At 46.2% G+C, this 16,075-nt stretch carries 15 protein-coding genes and 1 tRNA gene; 2 read left to right on the top strand and 14 right to left on the bottom strand.

Going from position 1 to position 16,075, the window contains the following annotated elements:
• Nucleotides 1–67 precede the first annotated feature (67 nt).
• The 8 genes from secG to MHI37_RS01070 all read right to left on the bottom strand — a co-directional run bounded on the left by secG (nt 68) and on the right by MHI37_RS01070 (nt 9,022).
• Nucleotides 68–304, bottom strand: a complete 237-nt coding sequence (secG, locus tag MHI37_RS01105) for a preprotein translocase subunit SecG (protein ID WP_076338452.1) — start codon at nt 302–304, stop codon at nt 68–70.
• Between the two features lie 99 nt (nt 305–403).
• Nucleotides 404–1,180 (bottom strand): sugar phosphate isomerase/epimerase, encoded by a 777-nt coding sequence (locus MHI37_RS01100; RefSeq protein ID WP_342556555.1) that lies wholly within the window; start codon nt 1,178–1,180, stop codon nt 404–406.
• Nucleotides 1,181–1,864: 684 nt separating this feature from the next.
• Nucleotides 1,865–3,157 carry a phosphopyruvate hydratase gene (gene eno / locus MHI37_RS01095; RefSeq protein ID WP_076338454.1) on the bottom strand — a complete coding sequence of 431 codons (1,293 nt, stop codon included), beginning with the start codon at nt 3,155–3,157 and terminating at the stop codon, nt 1,865–1,867.
• A 26-nt stretch (nt 3,158–3,183) separates the two neighbouring features.
• Complete coding sequence (gene gpmI / locus MHI37_RS01090; protein WP_076338455.1) at nt 3,184–4,725, bottom strand: 2,3-bisphosphoglycerate-independent phosphoglycerate mutase; 1,542 nt, start codon at nt 4,723–4,725, stop codon at nt 3,184–3,186.
• A gap of 1 nt (nt 4,726) precedes the next feature.
• Nucleotides 4,727–5,485 (bottom strand): triose-phosphate isomerase, encoded by a 759-nt coding sequence (gene tpiA / locus MHI37_RS01085; protein WP_076338456.1) that lies wholly within the window; start codon nt 5,483–5,485, stop codon nt 4,727–4,729.
• A gap of 41 nt (nt 5,486–5,526) precedes the next feature.
• Nucleotides 5,527–6,711, bottom strand: a complete 1,185-nt coding sequence (locus tag MHI37_RS01080; RefSeq protein WP_076338457.1) for a phosphoglycerate kinase — start codon at nt 6,709–6,711, stop codon at nt 5,527–5,529.
• Nucleotides 6,712–6,882: 171 nt separating this feature from the next.
• A complete protein-coding gene (gap, locus tag MHI37_RS01075; RefSeq protein WP_076338458.1) occupies nt 6,883–7,887 on the bottom strand; it encodes a type I glyceraldehyde-3-phosphate dehydrogenase in 1,005 nt (334 codons plus the stop codon).
• 85 nt (nt 7,888–7,972) lie between these two features.
• Nucleotides 7,973–9,022 (bottom strand): sugar-binding domain-containing protein, encoded by a 1,050-nt coding sequence (locus tag MHI37_RS01070; RefSeq protein ID WP_076338459.1) that lies wholly within the window; start codon nt 9,020–9,022, stop codon nt 7,973–7,975.
• Between the two features lie 234 nt (nt 9,023–9,256).
• Here MHI37_RS01070 and MHI37_RS01065 point away from each other — a divergent pair.
• A tRNA-Arg gene (locus MHI37_RS01065) sits at nt 9,257–9,331 on the top strand.
• 190 nt (nt 9,332–9,521) lie between these two features.
• Nucleotides 9,522–10,106 (top strand): ATP-dependent Clp endopeptidase proteolytic subunit ClpP, encoded by a 585-nt coding sequence (gene clpP / locus MHI37_RS01060; RefSeq protein WP_179090270.1) that lies wholly within the window; start codon nt 9,522–9,524, stop codon nt 10,104–10,106.
• Nucleotides 10,107–10,580: 474 nt separating this feature from the next.
• Here the strand turns inward: clpP and MHI37_RS01055 are convergent, their stop codons facing one another.
• From MHI37_RS01055 to trxB, 6 genes are all read right to left on the bottom strand, one after another.
• Nucleotides 10,581–10,850 carry an HPr family phosphocarrier protein gene (locus MHI37_RS01055; protein ID WP_076338461.1) on the bottom strand — a complete coding sequence of 90 codons (270 nt, stop codon included), beginning with the start codon at nt 10,848–10,850 and terminating at the stop codon, nt 10,581–10,583.
• A gap of 209 nt (nt 10,851–11,059) precedes the next feature.
• Entirely contained in the window at nt 11,060–11,989 is a 930-nt protein-coding gene (gene whiA, locus MHI37_RS01050; RefSeq protein WP_076338462.1) for a DNA-binding protein WhiA, read from the bottom strand.
• A 6-nt stretch (nt 11,990–11,995) separates the two neighbouring features.
• Nucleotides 11,996–12,982 (bottom strand): YvcK family protein, encoded by a 987-nt coding sequence (locus MHI37_RS01045; RefSeq protein WP_076338463.1) that lies wholly within the window; start codon nt 12,980–12,982, stop codon nt 11,996–11,998.
• Nucleotides 12,983–12,994: 12 nt separating this feature from the next.
• The gene (rapZ, locus tag MHI37_RS01040) at nt 12,995–13,882 is read right to left on the bottom strand and encodes an RNase adapter RapZ (RefSeq protein ID WP_076338464.1); all 888 of its coding nucleotides are present in this window, start codon (nt 13,880–13,882) and stop codon (nt 12,995–12,997) included.
• 98 nt (nt 13,883–13,980) lie between these two features.
• On the bottom strand, nt 13,981–14,931 hold the full coding sequence (locus MHI37_RS01035; RefSeq protein WP_076338465.1) for an ROK family glucokinase: 951 nt from the start codon (nt 14,929–14,931) through the stop codon (nt 13,981–13,983).
• A 185-nt stretch (nt 14,932–15,116) separates the two neighbouring features.
• On the bottom strand, nt 15,117–16,064 hold the full coding sequence (gene trxB, locus MHI37_RS01030) for a thioredoxin-disulfide reductase (protein ID WP_076338466.1): 948 nt from the start codon (nt 16,062–16,064) through the stop codon (nt 15,117–15,119).
• Nucleotides 16,065–16,075 lie beyond the last annotated feature (11 nt).

Genomic DNA, 16,075 nt, shown 5'->3' with positions numbered 1-16,075 from the left:
ACATCCGCGAATATGTTGAAAATACAAAAAAAGCGAGGAATATCCTCGCTTTCTGCATGTGTATCCATTATTGTTTTACGAAGTAAGAAACAACAAGCGCCAATACAAAGAAACCAACTGCCAGACCAACTGTCAAGCGCTGCAAGAACAAATCCAAACCGCGCGCTTTCTGTTTGCCGAACAGGTGCTCAGCACCGCCCGTAATTGCTCCGGACAAGCCTGCACTCTTGCCTTTTTGCAATAATACAACAGCAATAAGGCCGACAGAAAATATAACGAGCAAGATCTTCAATAAGATTTCCATTTATTCCACCTCCAGCATAGGAGCTCCGTAAAAACACGTAGATTTAGTGTACCATAGTTGGACACATATTACAATAGGACATGCTTTTAATCCCACTTTTTATACAAAACCTTGTGATTGTAAATATTTAAAACTATTTTCGGCACTCTCTAGTGAACTGGATTCGAATTGCTCTTGCTCCACAAACATAAACGAGACGTCAGCAGACTCCACTGCATTTAACAGTTGTGAATATCCAACCTCCCCTTTGCCAATTTCAGCATCGATCCTGCCCTTTGAAAAATCCTTCAAATGTACGGTAGGCACTCGTCCTTTATATTTTTCCAAATACTTCGCCGGGCTGTGGCCCGCCATATATATCCAGCCTAAATCGAATTGCATAACCAACAGATCAGGCGGCACCTTCTTTAAAATATGATCGATAACAGGCTCGTCATCGACCAGCTTAAATTCAAAATCATGATTATGATAACTATATTGCATGCCTGCATCCTTCACCTGCTCGCCGAGCTGGGTTAGCTTCTCAATCAGATAATCAACACTTGATACCGTTGGATGCTCTGGAAGCGGCCCCCAAGGTGTAACGACGTAGGACAAGCCAAGCTCCTTCGCATATTTAATTTGTCCTGCAAAATCTGATTGCATATGCTTCGTATCACTAAAGTTAATGGGAACATGTACAGATGGCGCAAGTAGCCCAAGCTCGTCGAGCTTGCTCTTTAGCTCGCTAACAGGTGTTTTAAAATATCCCGTAAATTCGACCGCTTTATATCCGATCTTCGCTATCTTCTCTAACGTACCCAAAAAATCAATTTCCGTCTGATCTCTAAGGGAATACAACTGAATGCCTACCACCGGCTTCGCCAATCTGAACACCACCTTATATAAAATAGCTCATATTTTATCAATTAGAATCATTGTTCCCTCATTTCTCAAAAAACCAACCAAGGTGAAACGGCTGTCGCCGTCCTTTTGGCGATGGCACGTTTCATTCCGGAGAAATATAGAGAAAGTATGGCGAAATGATATACTTTCCTATATTTCAAGGTGAAACGGCTCTCGCCGTCCTTTAAAAGCAAAGCTTGTTTCGTGGTGGTAGCGAAGCGATTAGTTCATTCTTTCTCCGGTTCTTAAGTAGGCGTGCTCGCCTACTGGGTTTATTTATAAAATAGCACTATAGGACGAAGCTACGCTGCACTTTCTACAACGTAATCGACATTAATTGCCTAACTGGACACGTACATTGCAGTTTCTGCAATAGACTTCCTATTATAGGCCCATTTCCGATGTTTTGAAGCTAATTCTACTGCAATATTACATTGTAACCGTCTGAAACCGCCCTCTTATGAGGTTTCTAATGTAAGAAGTGCAGTCTAAGCTGACTCTCCTTACATTAGCGAGGACTTTAGTGCATAGTGCATGATTTCTTGTCTAAAGACAAGAAGCTTCTCGCAAAAATATAGGCGAAGTATACATGTGAAACGTATACTTCGCCTATATTACAAAAAAGAAGGGTATGCCTACTAGGCATACCCTTCTTTACAAGCCGCTATTTGCGTCTTATTTAAAGTTTTTCAAGTTATAGAATGCTGATTTACCAGCGTATTGTGCAGTTGAGCCCAGTTGATCTTCGATACGAAGCAATTGGTTGTATTTTGCAACGCGGTCCGTACGGGACGGTGCGCCTGTTTTAATTTGACCAGCGTTTGTAGCTACAGCGATGTCAGCAATTGTGCTGTCTTCGCTCTCGCCTGAACGGTGAGAGATAACTGCTGTATAACCTGCACGCTTAGCCATTTCGATTGCATCGAAGGTTTCAGTAAGCGAACCGATTTGGTTAACTTTAACTAGAATGGAGTTACCCACGCCTTTGTCGATACCATCAGATAGACGCTCAGTGTTCGTTACGAACAGATCGTCGCCAACGAGTTGTACTTTACCGCCAAGTTTCTCAGTAAGCAATTTCCAACCATCCCAATCATCTTCGGAGCAGCCATCTTCGATTGTAATAATCGGATATTTGTCAGCCCATGAAGCAAGCAGGTCAACGAACTCAGCAGGTGTAAACGATCTGCCTTCGCCTGCAAGCACGTATTTGCCGTCTTTGAAGAATTCAGTAGAAGCAACGTCCATACCAAGGAATACATCAACGCCTGGCTTGTAGCCTGCGCGCTCGATAGCGGAGATAATTGTAGTAATTGCTTCTTCGTTTGAACCAAGGTTAGGAGCGAAGCCGCCTTCGTCGCCTACAGCTGTGTTAAGACCTTTATCATGCAATACAGCTTTCAGGTTGTGGAAGATTTCAGCGCCAATGCGAAGCGCTTCTTTGAAGCTTTCAGCACCAACAGGAAGAACCATAAATTCTTGAACATCGATGTTGTTGTCAGCATGCTCGCCGCCGTTGATGATGTTCATCATTGGAACTGGCAATACTTTAGCGTTGAATCCGCCAAGGTAAGTGTAAAGAGGTACATCAAGCGCGTCAGCAGCTGCGCGAGCTACTGCCATGGAAACCGCTAGAATTGCGTTAGCACCTAGCTTAGCTTTGTTAAGAGTACCGTCAAGCTCGATCATTTTGCGGTCGATAGCAACTTGATCAAGAGCATCTAGACCAATGATTTCAGGAGCGATTTCAGTGTTTACATTTTCAACAGCTTTAAGTACGCCTTTACCAAGGTAACGGGATTTGTCGCCATCACGAAGCTCAACAGCCTCGTATGCGCCTGTGGAAGCGCCGGATGGAACGATTGCGCGGCCTTTGCCGCCGGACTCAAGAGATACTTCTACTTCTACAGTTGGGTTTCCGCGGGAATCAAGCACTTCACGTGCGTATACATCAACGATAATTGACATGAGAGAAAACACTCCTTTTAATGGTTTTATTTTGGATTAATCAAGGAAACGCCAGTCATTTCAGAAGGCTTAGCCAGCTCAAGCAACTCAAGAATCGTCGGCGAGATGTCGGCAAGAATGCCGCCATCACGAAGCGTTTCTCCTGCTCTTGTTACGATAAGCGGAACAGGATTTGTCGTATGCGCCGTAAACGGACGGCCATTCTCGTCAAATACCATATCAGCATTACCGTGATCAGCCGTAATGATGCAAACGCCGCCTTTGGCCAGCACCGCTTCCACTACTTTGCCTAGGCACTCATCCGTCGCTTCAACCGCTCTGATCGTAGGCTCCAGCATGCCGGAGTGCCCTACCATATCAGGATTGGCAAAGTTAAGAATGATGGCGTCATGCTTGTCTGACTCAATCTCGCGAACCGTAGATTCAGCAAGCTCATATGCGCTCATCTCCGGCTGTAGATCGTACGTTGCAACTTTAGGGGAATTAATAAGCACGCGAGTTTCGCCTGGAAGCTCATGATCGCGGCCGCCGCTAAAGAAAAACGTGACATGTGGATATTTTTCTGTTTCAGCCGTACGCAGCTGTGTCTTGTTGTTTTGAACGAGTACCTCGCCAAGCGTATTATCAAGGTTCTTTGGTGAATACGCAACGAATCCGCCCACGGTTTCACTGAATAGCGTCAAGCAGACGAAATACAGATTAACAGGGTGATTCTCCCCACGGTCAAAGCCGCGGAAATCCTCATTCGTAAAAACTTGAGACAACTGAATCGCACGGTCTGGACGGAAGTTGAAGAAAATAACAGCATCCTCAGATTCCACAAGACCAACTGGCTTGTTAACCCCATCTACAATGACCGTTGGCATAACGAATTCATCATAAACTGATTTCTCGTAGGATTCAACTACAGCCTGAATGGGATCGTAGTATTGAGGGCCTTCACCGTAAACCATAGCACGGTAAGACTTCTCCGTACGTTCCCAGCGTTTGTCGCGGTCCATCGCATAGTAACGGCCTTGTACCGTAGCAATACGGCCTACGCCAACCTCTTCGATTTTCGCTTGCAGACGTTCCAGATAGCCTTTGGCACTGTCTGGAGATACGTCGCGGCCATCTAGAAAGGCATGAATGAATACGTCCTCGAGCTGTTCCTTCTTCGCTAGGTCAAGCAGAGCGAACAAGTGCTCAATATGGCTGTGCACACCGCCATCAGAAAGCAAGCCGTACAAATGCAGCTTCTTGCTGTTGACTTTGGCATGGCGAACAGCGCCAAGAATCGTTTCATTATCGTAAAACTCACCGTCACGAATCGATTTGCTGATGCGAGTCAAATCCTGATACACAATACGGCCTGCGCCGATATTCAAGTGGCCAACCTCGGAGTTGCCCATTTGACCCTCCGGCAGTCCAACGGCTTCGCCAGACGCTGTGAGTGTAGTATGCGGATATGTCGCCCAATAACGATCGTAATTCGGTTTTTTCGCTTGTGCCACGGCATTGCCTGTAACATCATCGCGTAGACCAAAGCCATCAAGAATAATAAGCGCTACAGGTTTTGGAGCAGCCATTTTACTTGGCCCCCTCGACCAGTGCGATATATGAAGCTGGCTCTAGGCTTGCGCCGCCAACAAGTGCACCGTCAATGTCAGTTTGACCCATGTATTCAGCAACGTTATTTGGTTTCACGCTGCCGCCGTATTGGATACGTACAGCATCTGCAGTCGCTTGGTCATACAGACCTGCAACAACGCCGCGGATATATCCAATAACGTCTTGTGCATCCTCAGAAGTAGAGGATTTGCCTGTTCCAATTGCCCAGATAGGCTCATAAGCGATAACGACTTCAGCCGCTTGTGCTGCAGATACGCCCGCAAAAGCCGCTTCTGTTTGCACTTTGCAAACTTCTTTCGTTTGGCCAGCTTCACGCTCTTCCAGCTTCTCGCCTACACAAACGATAGGAAGCAAGCCGTTTTTGAAGGAAGCATGAACCTTCTTGTTTACGATCTCATCGGATTCCGCAAAATAAGCGCGACGCTCGGAGTGACCGATAATCACGTATTTCACACCAAGATCCTTCAGCATAACGCCGCTGATTTCGCCTGTAAAAGCACCATTGTCTTCAAAGTGAACGTTTTGCGCTCCGATCGCGATCGAAGTGCCTTTCGCTGCTTCAACAAGTGCAGGAAGCGTTGTGTATGGTGCGCAGATCACGCTCTCTACACCGTCAACCTCAGCCTTGCCTTTAATTTCAGAGAAAAAAGATACCGCCTCGGATACCGTTTTGAACATTTTCCAGTTACCAGCAATAATCGGTTTTCTGTTGCTCATTCGAATTCCTCCTCATTGTGAGTTTTATAGGGTTGAAGCTATTATTTATCGTTAAGTGCGACTACGCCAGGAAGAATTTTGCCTTCCATAAACTCTAGGGAAGCACCGCCGCCTGTCGAGATGAAGTCCATCTTATCAGCAAGATGGAATTTCTCTGCTGCTGCTGCGGAATCGCCGCCGCCAATAACTGTATAGCCTGCTGTTTCTGCGCATGCATTAGCAACTGCTAGTGTACCGTGGGAGAAAGGCTCGATTTCGAATACGCCCATAGGTCCGTTCCATACCACTAGTTTCGAGTCTTTAATTACATTTGCATAAAGCTCACGTGTTTTTGGTCCGATGTCAATGCCTTCCCAATCAGCAGGAATGCTGTCAATGTCAACGATTTGCGTGTTGGCATTAGCGCTGAAATCATCCGTTACTACGATATCTACCGGAATCAAGAAGTTTTTGCCGAGCTTTTTCGCTTTTTCCATGAACTCAAGAGCCAGATCAAGCTTGCTGTTATCTACAAGTGATTTGCCGATTTCATGACCTTGCGCTTTGAAGAATGTATAGGACAAGCCTCCGCCAATAAGCACGTTATCAGCAATTTCAAGCATTTTGTCAATGACAGCAATTTTGTCTTTTACTTTAGAGCCGCCAACGATTGCTGTGAAAGGACGCTCAGGCGTATTCAACGCTTTGCCAAGCACTTCAAGCTCTCTTTCCATAAGAAGGCCAGATACTGCAGGTAGAATATGTGCAATGCCTTCTGTAGAAGCGTGAGCGCGGTGAGCCGCACCGAATGCATCGTTTACGAATAGGTCAGCCAGATTAGCCAAAGCTTTCGCAAATTCTGGATCGTTTTTCTCTTCGCCTTCATAGAAACGCACGTTTTCAAGCAGCAACACATCGCCGTTTTGCAGCGCCGCAACTTGAGCTTCAACCTCTGGGCCGATGACGTCGTTAGCTTTAACTACTTGTTTAGCAAGCAGCTCAGATAGACGCTCTGCAGAAGCATTGTGACGAAGCTCTTCTACCACTTGACCGTTCGGACGACCAAGGTGGCTTGCTAGAATAACTTTTGCGCCTTTTTCGATCAAGAAATTAATCGTTGGAAGTGTTTCACGGATACGTTTGTCATCCGTAATTTTGCCATCTTCAAGCGGCACGTTGAAATCAACGCGTACAAACACTCGTTTACCAGCTAGTTCTGCTACATCACGTACACTTTTCTTATTCATCAATGAAACCTCCCGAGTAATTGGTATGGAAAGGTATAGATATAGGACAAAAAAAAGAAGGGCGCTCCTTCAAAGAAGAAACGCCCCCATGATTTACGACTCTAGAAGCCGCAAATCAAAGACCTCTGCTCCCGCATGCGCGAGATGCCGCGGTCCGTCCGCCTTCTTTGCTTACAGACCTTTGCTAGCAATGTAAGCAGCAAGATCAACTACGCGGTTTGAGTAGCCCCACTCGTTGTCGTACCAAGAAATAACTTTAACCATGTTGCCTTCAACAACCATAGTCGAAAGACCATCGATTGTGGAAGAAGCAGGGTCGCTGTTGTAGTCGCTTGATACAAGCGGCAATTCATTGTAGTTCAAGATGCCTTTAAGCGGGCCTTCAGAAGCTTCTTTGAACGCTGCGTTAACTTCTTCTACAGTAACGTTAACTTTAAGCTCAGCAACTAGGTCAGTTACGGAAACGTTAGGTGTAGGTACACGCATAGCCATACCATTCAATTTGCCTTTAAGTTCTGGAAGAACCAGTGAAACAGCTTTTGCTGCGCCAGTGGAAGAAGGAATAATGTTCTCAGCAGCTGCACGAGCACGACGCAAGTCTTTGTGAGGAACATCAAGAACGGATTGGTCATTTGTGTACGAGTGAATTGTAGTCATCATACCTTTAACGATTCCGAATTTGTCGTTCAATACTTTTGCGAAAGGAGCTAGGCAGTTTGTTGTACAAGAAGCGTTGGAAATAATGGTATGTGCCGCAGCGTCGTATTTATCTTCGTTAACGCCGATAACCACTGTAATATCTTCGTTCGTTGCAGGAGCAGAGATGATAACTTTTTTAGCGCCGCCTTGCAAGTGAAGCTCAGCTTTTTCTTTAGCTGTGAAAATACCAGTTGATTCAACTACGATTTCAACACCTACAGAAGCCCAAGGAAGATCAGCTGGGTTGCGTTCTGCAAATACTTTGATTTCGCGGCCGTTTACAAGAATTGCGCCTTCTTTAGCTTCAACTGTAGCATCAAGTACACCGTGAGTTGTATCGTATTTAAGAAGATGTGCCAGTGTTGCAGTATCCGTAAGATCGTTTACTGCCACGATTTGAACATCAGAATTGTTCAGTGCTGCGCGGAATACGTTACGGCCGATGCGACCAAAACCATTAATACCAACTTTTACCATTTTAATTTCCTCCTAAGCGATTTAAAAGATTATTGTATATATTTCAAAATGTTTTGCGTGCACCCCGAAAGCTGCCTGCAAAGCATTATGATTCCGTGTTGCTCTTCTCTTGCTCGATCAAGGCTACAATTTCTAGCGCCGCAGCTTCATCCGTTATGAGTACATCATTGTGACCGAAGCGCATAATGGCTGCAATAGCCTCGGCCTTGCTCTTTCCGCCGGCTACGCCTATAACAACTTCAGTGTTAACAATATCCTCTAGTCGTAACCCCACCGTCTGCATTTTGTGCACGACAGCGCCTTTACGGTCAAAATAAAACCCGAATGATTCAGCGAGTGCACCCTCAGACTCCATTGCGTCAATAATCGCTCGGTCAAGCCGCCTGCGTCTTGCCATAACCATAGCATCCCCGATTCCATGTACGACGATGCGAGCACTGCGGATGACATCCACAATCTCCTTGATATTCGGCTCCTGCATAATGGATTCGAATGCTTCCTTACCTAAATGATCTGGCACGTGTAGAAGCCTGTATTGCGCCCCTGTGCCCTTTGCCATCATGGAGGCAATAGTATTCGCTTGATAGTCCAAACTCTCTCCTAGACCGCCCCTAGCCGGTACGAACAGGTTCGTCTTCAGCTGCGAGGAGCTGATCAATTGACTCGATAGCTGCGCAATAGTTGTTCCGCCAGTGACCGCCACTACATCATTAGGCTGCATAACCTTACTAAGCACCTGGCTGCCAGCGCGGCCGAGCTCTCGCTTCGTCTGTGCAGAAACTTCCGAATCCCCTGCGACGACAACGACCTGCGACAAACCATAATGGCTGCGTATCGCTTCCTCAAGCTCGGATATACCGAACATGATCTTATAGAATGGCTCGAGCTGTTCTAATAATTGCTTGCCTGAATCGCTAATTCGCATGCCTGACGAATAAATCTCGAGCAGTCCCTGCGCTTTCAGAAAATCAGTCTCCGCCCGAAGCATACGCTCTGTCATCGATAACGCCGACGCCAACGTTCGACGACCAATTAAATCCGACAACATCACTCGATGTAATATGGAATATCGTTTCTTCATGACGTCGAGCAGATCAGGTACAAGCTGCTGCTGCAGTTCAACGATCTGACGCATCTCTCATCCTTCACTCCATCGGCTTACAGCGTATTCGGTAATATTTCGTTGGACTCATTATGTCCCGCGGTATCATTTCAAGTCCCACCTTTAGTTTATCGGAAATATGCCATTGAAGCAAGTAGCGATTTACGAATGAAAACGATTTCTGTCACATTTTCACAAAATTAATTTTAGAACTTCCCTTGCTTTAAAAGTTTTAATATCATATAATCATTTTTGCGACTATTTTCTGCGCCCGTGGTCCAATGGATATGACGCAGCCCTCCGAAGGCTGAGATCTAGGTTCGATTCCTTGCGGGCGCGCCACCATAACTTTTCAGCCGCTTCGGCTTGCAATTCCTATAATGATACATATGAGCCGCTCCTATACATGGGGGCGGTTTTTTTGTTGGAATAGACTTGTTTGACTATCTTTGACTTTTGACTTTTCATCCGTTATTATAAAAATACGATTTAACCATTCATTGTTTTTTTGAGGAGGGGGCTTACGTTGGATATGAATTTCGTTCCTATGGTTATTGAGCAAAACAATCGGGGTGAGCGTGCGTATGACATTTACTCTCGCCTATTGAAAGACCGCATTATTTTTCTTGGATCAGGTGTAAATGACGTGGTGGCCAACTCCATCATCGCTCAATTGCTATTCCTGGCAGCAGACGACCCTGAGAAGGACATTTCTCTTTATATTAACAGCCCCGGCGGTTCGATCACGGCAGGCATGGCTATCTATGATACGATGCAATACATTAAACCGGACGTTTCTACGATCTGTGTAGGAATGGCCGCTTCCATGGGTGCTTTCCTGCTAACAGCCGGTGCGATTGGCAAACGTTACGCGCTTCCTAATAGCGAGGTTATGATTCATCAGCCGCTCGGCGGTGCTGAAGGCCAAGCAAGCGATATCGCCATTCGTGCAAAACGTATCATCGGCATGCGCGATAAGCTCAATGCCATTCTTGCTGAGCGCAGCGGACAACCGATTGAGCGCCTCGAGAAGGATACCGACCGCGATTACTTCATGAGTGCTGCTGAAGCCAAAGAATACGGCTTAGTCGATAAGGTTATCGAGAAGCTTGCCTAGAATCATACAAAACAATCAAAAAAAGAGCAGACCGGTAATAACCGGAGCTGCTCTTTTTTTCGTGATTCGGTGACTAACCCTTATAGATCTTAAAAGAACAAAAATCACCCTTACGGGTGATTTGCAATCGCAGACGCGTCAGCTCACACTTCTAACGGAAACCAAAGACGCTAAATCACCTTTATTGTGCGTTTCAAGATTGTAACGGAAACACGGGCCTCTATTTGCACCCTACCTGCCCGGTCTCGCTTCATTTCTGCGGAATAGCGTCTCCCACTTCCGTTAAAATATGATACTAACCAAAAATGGAGCTTTAACGTCTCTGGTTTCCGTTAGCTTTCGTTATCCGCTCTCCGGTTGCTGACGCAGCATCGTTATCAACAAATTCGGAGAATGTATCATTTCCTAAACAATCAAAAAAAGAGCTGCCGCCGCAAGTCCATAATGAACCTGCGTGACTTCTCCCCCTTCTTTTTACTGGTTCTCCAGCTCTTCTTTGCTGACCAAAGCGACTAAAGCGTTTACAGCCTGCTCTGCGTCCGAACCCTCAGCACTTATGGATACTTCAGTACCCGAACTGATCGCTAAGCTCATAATCCCCATAATGGATTTAGCGTTTACTTTTTTCTCGTCTTTCTCTACGAATACTTCGGAGGAAAATTTGTTCGCTTCTTGTACGAATAATGCTGCAGGTCTTGCATGAAGTCCCGTCTTAAGACGAACAACAACCGGAAGCCTTGTCATGGAAACCATACCCCCTATATTTTACTCAATCATTTGTATGCGGCACAAGCATTAACGACTCTACTTGCCGTCTTCTGGCTGCAAAAAACTCTTTTCCGGTTCATGAATAAGTCAGCATCAGCTATTATGCTTAGCATACTTACTCCTCTTTATTAAAGTCATTTTGCATTATTATATCATTATACCAGCTCATGCACTAGGATAAAAGTTCAGACACCACGGATTTTTTCCGCGAGCTCATCGATTTTGCGCAAACGATGATTTACACCTGATTTACTGACCTTTCCTTTAAGCATTTCGCCGACCTCTGTCAGATTCATATCGGGGTGCTGCATTCTAACCTCAGCAACTTCCCTCAGCTTGTCAGGCAGACTGTCGAGTCCTACTTCACGCTGCAGAAGCTTAATATTTTCAATTTGACGAACAGCTGCTCCGATTGTTTTATTCAGGTTGGCCGTTTCGCAATTGACAATTCGATTGACCGAATTGCGCATGTCGCGCATGATTCGAACATCCTCAAATTTGAATAAAGCTTGATGCGCACCGATAATATTAAGGAGCTCGATAATTTTCTCGCCCTCTTTGATATAGAAAATAAAACCCTTTTTACGTTCAATGCATCTCGCATTCAGATCAAATTTATTGGCAAGACCAACAAGTGATTCACAATGCTCCTCATACATCGAAGATATTTCAAGATGATAAGAAGAGCCTTCCGGATTATTCACCGAGCCCCCTGCAAGAAAAGCTCCGCGCAAATAGGAACGTTTACAGCAGGGCTTGCGAATAATTTCCTTATCGATGCCAAGGTTGAACATGAAGCCTTCAGATACAATCTTGAGCTCACTCAGTAATTCCTGTACTCCCCCAGGAATACGTACGATATACACATTATTTTTTTTGAGTCTCATTTTCTTGCGGACAAGCAATTCAACGTGAATCTCATAATGCTTTTTGAGCAGGGAATAAATTCTTCTTGCTATCGCGGCATTTTCCGTTGAGATGTCCAAAACGACTTTGCGGCTAGATACGCTAACCGAACCATTCATCCGTATGAGCGCGGACAGCTCCGCATTCTCACAACAGCTGTCCGCTTCTATTAAGGTCAGCTCTTTCTTTGTTTGTGCCGCAAATGACATGATGTTTCACCTCTTTCGTAACATCCAGTTCTCTACTAGCTTATAAATATGATGGCTTAAACGTTCGGCATCATGCCGAAGAAACGTACGGAACAAAACAAGACGATCAGCGATAACCTCATAACCCTTCTCCGTTACCGCATCTAAATCCAAATGGACCGCTTTCGCGCCTAGCTCCGCATACCTGCTCTCGATCTGTGGCGGAATTTCTCCGTTATTCACAATGACGTAGTCGAATAAATGATGGCCAATGTGAGCATGAACCGCATCCAAATGATCACCCACGGAGAAATTATCCGTTTCGCCTGGCTGCGTCATCACATTGCACACAAACAGCTTCACAGCTTCGGATTCCAATATCGCAGCAGCAAGCTTTGGTACAAGTAGATTAGGAATAATACTCGTATATAAGCTGCCTGGTCCGATTAGAATAGCATCCGCCTGCTCTATAGCCTCAACTGCCTCTGGAAGCGGCTCGACGTCTGTCGGCTCCAAAAATACTCGTTTGATGACCTTTCCTGACTTCGGAATCATCGATTCCCCCGTGATGATCGAGCCGTCTACCATCTCTGCTTTCAGCACGATAGCTTTGCCCGCTGCAGGCAGCACTCGGCCCCGCACCGCAAGAACTCGGCTGAGCTCGCGAACACCCGTAACGAAATCTCCGGAAATGTCGGTCATCGCTGCAAGCATGAGATTTCCGAGACTATGGCCTGCCAAGCCTGGTACGGTTTTGAAACGATATTGCAGCACCTCAGTGAGCAAGGGCTCCGCATCCGCTAAAGCCATGAGCACATTGCGAATATCTCCTGGCGGTGGAATTTGCAGCTCATTGCGTAAAATGCCGGAGCTGCCGCCATCATCGGCAACCGTTACGATAGCCGTAATATCAAGCGGCTTCTCCTTGAGCCCTCGAAGCATTACGGAGAGCCCTGTACCGCCGCCAATGACGACAATCTTCGGGCGTCTCAGTATTTTGGTTCTACTCTGCATTCTCTCACCTCGTCAATGCTTGTCACGTTCGGCATCGCGATGGCTGACACGCACTCGCTCCGTATCACTGCTGCCGAGCATGCGTCCCAGATATTCAGCAATAGCAACGGAACGATGCTTCCCGCCAGTACAGCCAATTCCGATAACAACCTGACTTTTCCCTTCCTTGCGATAAAGCGGAATAAGGAATTGCAGCATGTCTAGCAGCTTAGTTAAAAATTGCTGCGTTTCAGGCCATTTCATGACATATTCGTACACTTCAGGAGTTTGGCCCGTATTGGGACGAAGATGCTCGATATAATGCGGATTTGGCAAAAAACGCACATCATAAATGAGGTCAGCATCAATCGGAATTCCATATTTAAAGCCGAAGGAAGTTACATTTATCGATAGATTGTTTTGCTCCAGGTTCGTGAAATGGGAAATAATCCGTTCCTTCAAGTGCGCTGGCTTCAAAATACTCGTATCGATCACCTGTGAAGCCCAGCCCTTTAAATCCTCCAGCAGGCGTCGTTCATTACGAATGCCTTCAAGCGGCATACCGTCAGGTGCAAGCGGATGACGGCGGCGACTTTCTTTATATCGCTGTACGAGCACTGCATCTGTTGCATCCAAGAACAATATTTCACAGCTAAGCGTATAATGCTCTTTAATATAGGCGAGTGATTCGGACAATGCCGTGAAAAATTCCCGTCCGCGCAAATCAATGACGAGCGCAACGTTTCCGATCTTGCCATTCGATTGCTCAATTAGCTCTGCAAATTTAGGTATAAGAACAGGCGGTAAATTATCTACGCAGAAAAAACCGAGATCCTCCAGGCTTTGGACAGCAATCGTCTTACCTGCGCCAGACATCCCGGTAATAATGACAAGCTTCGCTACTGTTGCCGGCGTTTCCATAATAAACCTCCTAAAGACTTTGCGTAGCAAAGTCACTTCGTAAGGATATGCTTAGACTTTGCGGAGCAAAGTCTCTTCGTAAGGATATGCCTCTTAACCTAGCCTCTTAAAATAAGGCCAGCCGCGCCAACAACGCCAGCGTTGTTTCCAAGCGTAGCTGCTACGATTTTCACATTTTCCTTTGCTTGATCCTGTGTATACTTCTCGAATACTTCCCGAATTTGATCGAATAGGAAATCTCCTGCTTTAGATACGCCGCCGCCAATAATGAAGTATTGCGGGTTCAATATGATCGCGATCATCGCCATCGATTTTCCCAAATAATAAGCTGCGCGATTAACGATGCGCATCGCGACCTCGTCGCCTGCTTTCGCTGCATCCAGAACGTCCTTCGCCATGATGTCTTCCACTTGCGACAAAGAAGTACGATCGCCGCGTTCAACAGCGTCCTTCGCCATACGAATAATGCCCGTTGCTGAGGACACGGTCTCTAAACAGCCCATTTTCCCACAGCCGCAGCAAATAGCTTCAAGATCAGGCACAATAGCCATATGGCCAAGCTCGCCTGCCATTCCCTTGTAGCCCTCAACAATTTTGCCTTCTATAATTATCCCGCCGCCGACTCCTGTACCAAGCGTGTAGCATACGCAGTGATCAATGCCTTTGCCCGCTCCGCCCCAAGCCTCGCCTAGTGCTGCAACATTCGCATCATTGTTAACCTTAACTGGTTTGTTAAGCGCTTGTTCCAAATAACCCTTCAAATCGACATTTTCGATTTTTAGGTTTGGCGCAAATTTGACAAAACCATTTGGAATGTCCAAAAAGCCGGCAATGCCTACGCCCACTCCTTCAACTTGCTCCCAGTCAAAATCTGATTCGTCTACAATTTGCTTCGCATACTTTGCAATATTTTGAAGGATAGTGTCCGTTCCTTTACTCGTTTCCGTCGGCCCTTCATACGTTTGGAGCAATTGTCCTTCCGCATTGCAAATGCCTACTTTAACAGCAGTTCCGCCGACATCGACTCCAACGTAAATCTTCTCAGACATCACTAGTCCACCTCATCAATATGTTAATCTTCTCTGTAACACTATAAGCCACCTTAACCCTCTGGTCAAGATAACGAAATGCTGACAAATCAAGCGATCCCAGCTAATGAAAAGGCTATACCGTCAAGCATAACGCTCTGCTGGTATAGCCCCCTTCTGTATCTTATCCTGCCTTTAGCTAACGATTAAAGCGTTTGGCTCCAATCATGAGTAATAGAACCCTCAAGATATCTCTCACAATCAAGTGCTGCCATACATCCGCTTCCCGCTGCTGTAATCGCTTGACGATATTTGCTGTCTTGAACATCGCCGCAGGCGAATACGCCTGGGACATTCGTCTCGGATGAGCCCGGCTTCACAACAATGTAGCCATGCTCGTCTGTATCGATTTGGCCTGCAAGGAACTTCGTATTCGGTGTATGACCGATTGCGATGAAAATGCCATCTGTCTCAATAACTTCTTCATTGCCCGTCACATTATCGCGTACCTTTAGTCCCGTAACACCCATGCCGCCTGCAACTACCTCAACCGGTGTACGGTTTAGGCTCCAGCTGATTTTTTCATTCTCGCGTGCACGGTCCTGCATGATCTTAGAAGCGCGAAGCTCATCACGACGGTTGACAAGTTCAACGTTAGTCGCAAAACGAGTAAGGAAGCTCGCTTCCTCCATCGCGGAGTCACCGCCTCCAACCACAATAATTCTTTTGCCGCGGAAGAAGAACCCGTCACACGTAGCACATGTGCTTACGCCGCGTCCGACATTTTCTTTCTCGCCTGGAATACCGAGGTAACGAGCGGATGCTCCTGTTGAAATAATGATGCTCTCACCAACAAGCTCTCCATGACCCTCTACTTGCAGCTTGAAAGGACGCTCGGACATGTCTACGCTATTTACCCAGCCTGTAATAAACTTAGCGCCGAAGCGCTCTGCTTGCTTGCGCATGTTTTCCATGAGCTCTGGCCCCATAATGCCCTCAGGAAAACCAGGGAAATTCTCAACTTCAGTTGTAGTTGTCAATTGACCGCCCGGCTCAGGTCCTTCAATAATAAGCGGGTTCATGTTGGCACGTGCCAAGTAAATTGCTGCTGTAAGACCGGCAGGACCGGTACCGATAATAATGGATTTGTACATAACGTTCACCT

The sequence above is a fragment of the Paenibacillus sp. FSL H8-0548 genome, assembly GCF_038630985.1.
GTDB lineage: Bacteria > Bacillota > Bacilli > Paenibacillales > Paenibacillaceae > Pristimantibacillus.
The sequence above is the reverse complement of the archived record's forward strand: the minus strand, read 5'-3'. Positions and strand labels throughout refer to the sequence as shown.

Coding starts and splice junctions, on each gene's coding strand:
- secG (WP_076338452.1), bottom strand. CDS start 304: ATGGAAATCTTATTGAAGATCTTGCTCGTTATATTTTCTGTCGGCCTT.
- eno (WP_076338454.1), bottom strand. CDS start 3,157: ATGTCAATTATCGTTGATGTATACGCACGTGAAGTGCTTGATTCCCGC.
- gpmI (WP_076338455.1), bottom strand. CDS start 4,725: ATGGCTGCTCCAAAACCTGTAGCGCTTATTATTCTTGATGGCTTTGGT.
- tpiA (WP_076338456.1), bottom strand. CDS start 5,485: ATGAGCAACAGAAAACCGATTATTGCTGGTAACTGGAAAATGTTCAAA.
- MHI37_RS01080 (WP_076338457.1), bottom strand. CDS start 6,711: ATGAATAAGAAAAGTGTACGTGATGTAGCAGAACTAGCTGGTAAACGA.
- gap (WP_076338458.1), bottom strand. CDS start 7,887: ATGGTAAAAGTTGGTATTAATGGTTTTGGTCGCATCGGCCGTAACGTA.
- MHI37_RS01070 (WP_076338459.1), bottom strand. CDS start 9,022: ATGCGTCAGATCGTTGAACTGCAGCAGCAGCTTGTACCTGATCTGCTC.
- clpP (WP_179090270.1), top strand. CDS start 9,522: ATGAATTTCGTTCCTATGGTTATTGAGCAAAACAATCGGGGTGAGCGT.
- MHI37_RS01055 (WP_076338461.1), bottom strand. CDS start 10,850: ATGACAAGGCTTCCGGTTGTTGTTCGTCTTAAGACGGGACTTCATGCA.
- whiA (WP_076338462.1), bottom strand. CDS start 11,989: ATGTCATTTGCGGCACAAACAAAGAAAGAGCTGACCTTAATAGAAGCG.
- MHI37_RS01045 (WP_076338463.1), bottom strand. CDS start 12,982: ATGCAGAGTAGAACCAAAATACTGAGACGCCCGAAGATTGTCGTCATT.
- rapZ (WP_076338464.1), bottom strand. CDS start 13,882: ATGGAAACGCCGGCAACAGTAGCGAAGCTTGTCATTATTACCGGGATG.
- MHI37_RS01035 (WP_076338465.1), bottom strand. CDS start 14,931: ATGTCTGAGAAGATTTACGTTGGAGTCGATGTCGGCGGAACTGCTGTT.
- trxB (WP_076338466.1), bottom strand. CDS start 16,064: ATGTACAAATCCATTATTATCGGTACCGGTCCTGCCGGTCTTACAGCA.